This is a genomic window from Siphonobacter sp. BAB-5405 (assembly GCF_002872335.1).
Taxonomy (GTDB): Bacteria; Bacteroidota; Bacteroidia; order Cytophagales; family Spirosomataceae; genus Siphonobacter.
Genome location: NZ_NJAG01000082.1, coordinates 1 through 9,401, shown reverse-complemented (window position 1 = coordinate 9,401; position 9,401 = coordinate 1). Strand labels below are relative to the sequence as shown.

The 9,401-nt window shown below is 48.2% G+C and carries 5 protein-coding genes; 2 read left to right on the top strand and 3 right to left on the bottom strand.

Annotated elements, in window-relative coordinates; all coding sequences use genetic code 11:
• The first annotated feature begins 1,002 nt into the window (after window positions 1–1,002).
• Together BWI97_RS25655 and BWI97_RS25650 are read left to right on the top strand one after the other, a co-directional pair.
• Window positions 1,003–1,461 carry a hypothetical protein gene (locus BWI97_RS25655; RefSeq protein WP_146011045.1) on the top strand — a complete coding sequence of 153 codons (459 nt, stop codon included), beginning with the start codon at window positions 1,003–1,005 and terminating at the stop codon, window positions 1,459–1,461.
• Complete coding sequence (locus BWI97_RS25650; protein WP_102203347.1) at window positions 1,458–5,519, top strand: glycosyl hydrolase; 4,062 nt, start codon at window positions 1,458–1,460, stop codon at window positions 5,517–5,519. The genes BWI97_RS25655 and BWI97_RS25650 overlap by 4 nt, the downstream gene beginning before the upstream one ends.
• 66 nt (window positions 5,520–5,585) lie before the next feature.
• Here BWI97_RS25650 and BWI97_RS25645 read toward each other — a convergent pair whose 3' ends face one another.
• From BWI97_RS25645 to BWI97_RS25635, 3 genes are all read right to left on the bottom strand, one after another.
• A complete protein-coding gene (locus tag BWI97_RS25645; protein WP_102203346.1) occupies window positions 5,586–7,643 on the bottom strand; it encodes an ATP-binding protein in 2,058 nt (685 codons plus the stop codon).
• Entirely contained in the window at window positions 7,604–8,050 is a 447-nt protein-coding gene (locus BWI97_RS25640) for a two-component regulator propeller domain-containing protein (protein WP_146011044.1), read from the bottom strand. The genes BWI97_RS25645 and BWI97_RS25640 overlap by 40 nt, the downstream gene beginning before the upstream one ends.
• The coding region (locus BWI97_RS25635; RefSeq protein ID WP_369826673.1) for a two-component regulator propeller domain-containing protein at window positions 8,014–9,401 on the bottom strand (1,388 nt) is incomplete at its 5' end. The genes BWI97_RS25640 and BWI97_RS25635, both read right to left, overlap by 37 nt.

Sequence of the window (9,401 nt, the reverse complement as noted above, 5' to 3'; positions counted from 1 at the left end):
AACTACGTGAAATCTTAAAAATGCTATTACATGTAATTTATTATTATATCGTTATAGTAACGTTTTTATAATTTTAAAAATGAGTTTCATATAAGGTGAAAACCGAAGTATTATTTGGATGAAAGGTTTCTGTATTAGTTTCTCCAAAATCACCGCCATTATACGCAAGGAAGAGACGAATATCTTTATCAGACAATCAGAACATAAATAAAGGGAGACTATTTCAAAAAAATATGACGAAGTTATTTTTGAAATAGGTTCTTTTAGTTTTGAACCATTTGTACTTACGGCATCAATATGAAAGCACTTATTCAACAAAGTGTTACCTCAAGCTATGGATTCTGATCGTAGGAAATGATTACTAGAATTGAAAGTCCTCCGGAAAGACGATGACATGATTGAATTGAGCGTATGACGATATCTGAGTATTACTGAAGTGCTTGTTGATAGCGAGCCTTTACAAGATTTTCAAGATCGCTTCTAGCCCTATCCAGTTAAAGAGCAAGTAGTAGCCTATGAAGCCGGAGGGAAGGATAGCTATCCGTTCTTTGCTATGCAAGTTTATCTCATTGATCCAGCCGGTCACGTTGGCGTTGAAATACGTATAGAAGAAAGGCATGCTATTAGGGAAGAAGCAAAGGAAAAAGTAAAGTTGGAGATCATTCCAGAGCTGAGTGCCCTATCCCGTTTTTAAAAGGAGCTAATGCCATTAGCAACCAAGGTAGAGGTATGAATACAAGCCTTATTTAATATTTTTCATCTATTATGTTAAAAAATGCCCGCTTTTTGACTAAAAATATACCCTTTTGACTGCTTTTATATGCTCTATTTTGCAATATAACAATTTATTATTTCACCATTTCAATAACGCTTATCACCTTGGCTTTTAGATCTGCTTGCAAAGCTGGTCGGATTCATCTAATCAGCTTTTAGGTTGGCAAAACTTCCCTGCGAAGTCCCAATCCATTGATTCTTACCTTATTTCTCACCTGTTTTATTCGTATGAAGAACTCTAGACCTCTCTTTTTGTGGGGCTTGCTGGCGTGCCTATGGACCTTTCAGTCGCTGGCTCAGGCACCTCAACTCCCTACCCGGGCTACGCTCAGTCAAAGCCTGCTTTCCAACCGCTCGTTTGTGAATGCTTCTCAGGTAGACACAGTAGTGAAATTTCATCCCTTAAGCGTCGCGTATACGCTGGAAATCGCCGCTAAAGTGAATTCAGCTACGGGTCGCGGACTCGATATGGAAGCCCGCAATTCTGAACTCAAGGGTTTTCGCTTATCCCTGAACCCTACGCAGCTCCAATCAACCGCTTCGCTCGCCAATGCAGCAACGTTGTCTACTAGTCAGAACAGTCAGCAACAGCTCATTCGGGTTGCTGTCAGCAATGGTCAGGCTCACATTTATCAAAACGGTACTTTTCTGCAAACTCAGCCTTTATCCGTGATCAGGATATCGTGAATGGACAGGAAGTGAATGATGCCGCTGGTTACAACGAGATTGGCGACAATCTCATTGCAAACTGGGCCGGTACTACTCCTAACAACCTGGGTTCGCCCAGTGACTACGGTTGGGTTTTGTCGAATGTGGCGACTGGCGTAACTATTTTTAATCGAGCAAATGCTAGCAGTGGTTCTCGTTTCATGGATGCCTCCAATCATTCTCAAAACTACAATAGTGTTAAGTATCAGGGAAGAATTTTTTACGTGCGAACCGATAATGATGCCATTAAGGACGCTCTGTATGCCTATCCAGTAAATCTGGAGGCCAATACGACCTATAATTTTACGATGCTGTCATCTTACCTCAATAATGCAACGGGGGGAAGGAATATCACCGTTGGTATTGGGAAAACAACAAAGTTGGCGGATCGTTACTCCAGCCGGGTCATTTCGACCCAGGGACAGAACGCACTCAAGAAGGACAATTTCGTTTTTACGTCCAGAGAAGCCGGAACTTATTACCTAACGTTAACGGGCGATCGGGCCTTATATTCTGTTGCTGAGCTACAGATCAAAAAAGTAGAAATTCAGTCCCGATTTATCTTTGGTAAGAACTATCCAACTGGAGCAGTGGATATGGAAATCAGCTCGGTTACCTACGAAGAAGGAGCTTTTGCCCCCACTTCCACTGTACCCCAGCCCATGCAGACGGTCACCCTGACGGATCGCGTGGAGAAGGCATCGACGACTTTCAATACGAAGTGGGTTATTCCGGGAGCCACCGATTTTCACCTGACGGCAGAAAACACGCCTTTCATCAATTCAACGATTGAACTTCAATCCGATGAGGCCTGGGTCTTTTTTGATAACATCAGACCTGCTCAGGTAATCGCCAATTATCTGGATAAAATCACCATCAATGGTGCGTCGGCGGCTAATAATCCTTCGGTACGGGTAGCCATCTATGGCAACGGAACGGTTGTGATTCCAAATGGAAACCAGACTTCACAGGCAGCTCTGCAGGCATTTACGCAGGAAAATCTGCAAGGAACCAACCGCACCTTTGCCACTGAAACCTACCACAACAAACTCGATACTTTCGATAATGCCATTAAGTCGTTCAAACTTAAACGCGGTTACATGGCTACGCTGGCTACCAATGCCGACGGATCGGGCTTCAGCCGGGTGTTTATCGCTAACGATGCCGATCTCGTGATTAATAACCTGCCCGAAGCCCTGAACGCAACGACCTCCTTCATTCGGGTGTTCAAGTGGGACTGGATCAGTAAAAAAGGCAAAGCGGGCTGGAGTCCCGACAAAATCAACGCTACATGGTACTACGACTGGAATATTGGGGGAGCCCCGGCCGCCAACTATGATTATACGATTATCCGTCAAAATGCCGGCTGGCCTTCCTGGGAAGCAATTCGATCAAAACCCATGGCCAATCACCTGTTAGGCTTCAATGAACCAGATCGCCCCGATCAGGCCAACATGACGGTAGAAGAAGCCATTCGTCAGTGGCCCGAAATGATGAAGTCCGGGCATCGGATTGGCTCCCCGGCTCCGGCTTCTCCGGGCAATTCCTGGATTACCAATTTCATGAGCAAGTGTAATGAACTCAATTACCGGGTTGATTTTGTGGCCATTCACTGTTACTGGGGCGGGCAAACGCCACAGCAATGGTACAGCCAGCTCAAGAGTATCTACGACCGGGTAAAACGCCCGCTCTGGATTACGGAGTGGAACAATGGAGCCAACTGGACAACCGAAGCCTGGCCAGATGATCAAAATGCTCAGTTCCAGAAGCAGTATAACGATATGATTGGTATTCTGAACGTATTGGATACGACTTCTTTCGTGGAGCGTTATGCTATTTATGACTGGGTTCAGAACAAGCGGGCGATGGTGCTAGGCGACACGCTGACTCCGGCAGGTAAGTACTACGCCGCCAATAAGTCTGACTTAGCCTTTGATCCCCGGTACGAATACATCCATACCTGGAAGTTGTCTTCCCCGCAGCTTTACAGTGCGGTCAATGCCGATAATAACCGTAAGGTTACCCTAAGCTGGAATGATTTGAATGGTGAACTGGGTTCCAAGTACGTACTGGAACGAAAGATTGATGGTACCGACGCCGATTTTGTAAGTGTACAGGAATTCACAGGCTATGCCCCAGGTGACCGAATGACGTTTGAGGACGATGTGCGTACCAAAACTACGTACCGAATCAAAGCTTATAGTCGATCAGGCACCCAGACGATCAATTCCACCACGCTCGACGTTATTAGTGACGCGAGTCCACAAGCTCCTACCAATCTGGCCGGAGAGGTAATTTCTGCATCCCGCATCAAACTTACCTGGATGGCTCCAGCTACCCTGACTCGCGGGTATAATCTTAAGCGTTCGCTAAGCCCAGAAGGACCATTTACGACCATCGCAGAACAGCTAACGGCCCGGGAATTTACCAATGAGAACCTAACTCCGGCGACGACCTATTACTACGTAATTACTTCGCTTAACTCTGCTGGTGAAAGTCCGGCATCTACGGTACTTTCCATCGCAACTCCCGCTCTGGTCGCTCCGTCTGGCGTCGGCAATCCACGCGTAGCTTCGAGCGATGCTAAAGCTATATTAACCTGGGACTTTGCGTATGATGTAACCTATGACATTTTACGTTCTGAAGAGGCCAATGGCACGTTCAATCCAATTGCAACGCAGATAAATGCCGTTCGCTATGAGGATATAAACCGCCAAAACGGGAAGACGTACTATTACAAAGTGGTGGCTCGTAACGCCGAAGGATCAAGCCCGGCTTCTGAGCTACTAACGGCCACACCTAAGGCAGGGCAGCATGTACATCTGAGCTTTAACGAAAATACGGGCCCAGCAGCCTACGACGATTGGGGAGGCTACCATGCTCAACTCAAAGACGGAGCTACCTGGACCGACGGTGTCATTGCTCCGAACGACATAGTTACCCGGGCCACGACGGCCGATGGCAAAAATACGGCGGTAGCCCTTTCCAGTACGGGCCGCTCTTATCTGGAGCTTCAACCGGGCGTCGTAAGTACCCTATCCAATTTCACAATAGCTACCTGGGTTAAATTACCTGCTAATTTGGCTAATAACACGCGTTTATTCGACTTCGGTACGGGTACAGGAACGTTCATGATTCTGGTTCCCAAGGCTCGGGTGGTTGACAATGTGGCACAATCCCGCTACAAAATCATGTATCCTGGTGGGAACTACGATGTATACTTCCCCAACTCCATTCCTACGGATCAATGGGTGCACCTGGCCCTGACGCAGCAGGGGACTACCTTCAAATTTTTCGTAAATGGAAATCTGGTATTTACTGATCAGAGTGCTACGGTGAAACCCATGGACATGGGCGTGACGAACCGAAATTACCTGGGACGTTCTCAATGGCCCAACGACCCTTACAGCGATCACGTCTATGATGATTTCAAAATCTTCAACACGGCTTTAGCTGATAATGACGTCAATGCGTTAGCCAATGAGCGTTCGCTGCCAGTTACGCTGGTTTCTTTTGAAGGAAAAGCTGCCAATGAAGGTAATTACCTGACTTGGCGGACAGCTCAGGAGCTGAATAACGATCATTTCGTTCTGGAACGCTCGCTGGATACACCCAGAAACTTCCAGGCCATTGCCCGCATCAAAGGACAAGGCACGACGGCCCGGCCGAGTGACTACCAGTACTTCGATACACAGGCTCAGGGACGCATGGCCTACTATCAGCTGGTACAGAAGGATACCGATGGCAAGACGAACATTAGTCGCATGATTGCCGTTGACAACCGAACGTTACGGCAGCTGAAAGCCTATCCCAACCCGGTTGCGGATGTGCTGACGGTTGAGCTACCCGATCGTACGCTTTCTTCAGTAAAGGTTCGACTGCTAAACACGGCAGGACAGGTCGTTTATGAACATCCTAATTACCGGCCCAAAGAAGGTACCGTTCAACTGGATATGAGTCGGCTTCCGTTGGGTGTCTATCACCTACTGTTAACGGATGTCAACGAAAGCTATCATGTCAACGTCATTAAGAAATAACGTGTAGTAGAAGTGCTTAATGAAAGGCGGCGTACGTTCCGGGATGGGATATACGCCGCCTCTCATTTAAGGAGTATCGTCCGATGAAGTGAAGGACCCTTCGCGGTGCTGACGGACATAATCCGACGGGGACATTTGATAGACCCGCTGGAAAGACTTGCGAAAATTCTTGGGATCTTCTACGCCAACCATATACGCAATTTCAGAGATGCGGTAAGAGCTGGTAGCCAGCAACTGAGCTGCTCGCTTCATCCGTACATCGCGGATGAATTCAATCACAGACTGCCCCGTAATACTCTTCATGCGGCGATAAAACACGGACTGACTCATGCTCATGGCATCCAGTAAGTCCTGAACGGAAAAATCACCATCCATCAGGTGATCCTCCACGATTCGCATGGCCTTCTCCAGAAATTCCTTGTCTGCATTAGGAATAATCACCTCAGAGGGTTGCAGCAAAATCTGTCGATGGTAGTACTCTTTCAGTCGCGTGCGGGCTTGCAGCAAGCCGTCCAAACGGGCCAGTAACACCTGCGGTTTAAACGGTTTGGCAATGTACTCATCCGCACCCATAGACAGCCCCTCCAGCTCTTCGACTACCGTACTGCGAGCCGTTAGCATCACAATGGGCAGGTAAGCCAGTTTGGGCGATTGTCTGATTTTCTTGCACAGTTCAATACCGTTCATTTCGGGCATCATCACATCCGTCAGTACGAGATCAAATGTCTGATCCTGCAACAACACAAGAGCTTGAAGTCCATGCTCGGCAACTGTCAGGGCATAGCTGGACAAAAGCTGCTGGAGATACTGTTGCACATCTTTATCATCTTCGACAATCAAAATTCTGAAGTCCGTACCAGCCGCGGGTATCAGCTCATGGGGAAGAACCTCTTCCTCGTAGACAAACACCGGCGGTGGACTGACCATGACTTCGGGTTGACATAACGGCAATGCTACGACAAACCGCGTGCCTTCTTCGGGCTGACTTTCTACGCTGATCTGGCCCTGGTGTAATGCTACCATACTTTTAACCAGAGCCAACCCGATTCCTGTTCCCTTTACCGGCAGTGAACCTGACTGATGAGCTTGGTAATAAGGGTCGAAAATGCGATCCAGTTCCTCAGGAGCGATGCCATACCCCGTGTCTTCCACTACGATATGCACGTGTTGTTCCTGCTCTAGCGTTACCACAAGGCGGATCGTCTCGCCCGCTGGCGTAAATTTCAGGGCATTAGAAAGCAGGTTGGAAATAACCGTTTCCATTTTGGCTGGATCAAAGGCCATGAACAATTCGGAATGGCTACTTTCGAATCGATAGTTGATTTGCTGCTCCTCGGCTCTAAAGCTAAACAGCACAAACAGTTCCTTCAAAAAAGCAACGATATCTGCCCGTTGAGCCTGTAGCTTTGCGTTGCCACTTTCCGTTTTTCGGAAATCCAGGAGTTCGTTGACCAGATTATTGAGTTTCTGAGCCTGCCGATGCACTAACAGCAGTTGCTCCCGGCGGGCCATTTCGGCAGTCTTTCCCTGCATCAGTTCTTCAACGGGCCCCATAATGAGCGTTAATGGCGTACGTAACTCGTGCGAAACCTGAGTGAAGAAATTCAGTTTTAAATCCGTTAACTCCTTCTCTTTTTGGTACAGAATCTCCTTGAGATGCACCTCATTTTTGAGTTTTTGCTGGTGAAGGGTCACTTTTCGGTACAGTAGTAAAGCCAGCAGTAATACCCCCGTATACAGCAGGTACGCCCAGGGACTCTGGTACCAGGGCGGAAGAATGTTAAAAACCAATATGGCCGCTTTTTCCGACCAGACGCCGTCTGCGTTGCGAGCTTTTACCTCGAAGCGATACGTTCCAGCGGGCAGATTCGTAAAACTCACCAGACGCTGACCCGGCGTAGTTTGTATCCAGTCGGCATTAAAACCAACTAGCCGGTATTTGTATTGATGCTTGGAAGGACTGATGTAATCCAGGCCCACAAATTCGATAGAAAAATCATTTTCTGCGTGACTAATCTCAATGTGTGGGTGTTCGTCCAGCGGTTTGTCAATCAGAACCCGACCATGCAAGGTGTCACCTACGCCTACATGCTGATTGTGAATGCGGAGTCCCGTAATTCGCACCAGTGGAGCAATACGGTTCTGGGTAAGTAGCGATGGTTTGAAAAGGTAATGCCATTCGCTCCACCCCAGTACAACGTCTGATCCGCCCCCCGGAAGGCGGCACCTACTTTGAAAGAATTACTTTGCAAGCCATCCGTCACATCGTAGTGAATGACCTGCCGGGATACGGGATCAAAATCGTATAGCCCTTCGCCGCCGATCCATACGTGGCCCTTTTCATCCAGCAGAATACTTTCTACGTCCGTTTCGGACACCTGAGCTAACCACCTTTGCATCTGTCCGGTGGACAGGTTTAGCTGGTGTAATCCTCCGCCAATCGTTCCAATCCAGAGATTCCCTTTGGTATCCTTTTGCAGGGGCCAGGCGTAGTTTACCTGCAGGGAATGAACATCTGCCGGGTCATGCACATACTGTTTTGTACCCGCAGTGAATCCTGATCAAGCTGACACTGCAACACACCATTGTCGCGGGTACTGATCCAAAGGGTTTTCTCATCGGCCAACAGGCACGTCAGACGATTGGTCGGCAGGCTGTTATTTTGTGGATGGTAATGGGCGAGCAAATTACCATTCAGAGAATACCGATACAGGCCCCGGTTATAGGTTGCTACCCAAATGGTATGAAACGGGTCTTCAGCAATGCTTTCAATACTGGTGATGGTCCAAGGACGATCTTTGGAAGGATTCGCTATCGCTTGAAAACCCGTTTCTCCTATGTTTTTCTTCCATAACCCACCATAGCGGGTGCCTGCCCATATACTTCCATTGCTGGCTTTGTACAGCGTCGAAACGTCCATCCCGTTCATGTTGGCGGGTAAACTCAGGAAATTCCGATAGGTTTGGCTGGAGCGGTTATACTGGGATATACCGTTTCGAGTACCAATCCAGAGCATGTCCTGATCACTGATCACAGCATTTACGTAATTACTGGAAAGTGTAGGGCTTTGCGAGGCCAGCCGATGCAGATGATGAAAAGGCTTGGAACGCAGGTTGAGTTTATTGATTCCACCCGCAGAGGCCGCTAACCAGAGGTTATGAAAGCGATCTTCATAAATCTCATGAATTCGGCTGGAATTGATACTGTGTTCGTTGGCGTCTTCGGGTAAGAAAGTTTCCCCTGAACCCTGCGGTACCGGTGGCGTCTGTTTCGAGGCAGCGGTAAATTTCAAGCAGTGTAAACCTTGGTTTGTTCCCACCCACAACTGCCCGAACGAATCTCTGTATACACTTCCGATTCCTTCGAAGGGCCCTGCAATAACCTGTGGCTGCAGGGATTTACCGGCCAGGTTTAGCCAGTACACACGCGTATCGTCTGCAAACCAGAGATTAGCCTGCTGGTCCAGATACAGACCGCGAACGTTGGCAATCGGAAGTGCAACAAAAGGTTCCGCTTGGCCAGAGGCCAGTTTAGAAGGTATGGTGTAGTGCCAGAGACCTCCACCCAAGGCACCAATCCAGAGGCGGCCCTGCGTGTCGAGAGTCAGCTTTTCAATGGCCCAATTGCCTCCCTGGTTTGGAATTCTGATCTGTTCGAGCGTTTTGATGATTCCCGACTGATCGACGCGTACACCCAGTACGCCCCCTTGCCGCGTACCTACCCATACGGTACCCCGTTTGTCAATGGCCAGGGTTCGTATGTCCGTTAGCAATGCATAGCGTTCCGGATCAATCGTGGGTCCGGGTTTTACTTTCCGAAATTGATCCGTCGAGGCATCATAATAGTACAGACTCATGCCTTCTCCGCCGGTCCATAGCCTGC

Bases quoted from the DNA above. Each gene is read 5' to 3' on its own strand.
- BWI97_RS25655 (WP_146011045.1), top strand. From the start codon at position 1,003: ATGAAGAACTCTAGACCTCTCTTTTTGTGGGGCTTGCTGGCGTGCCTA.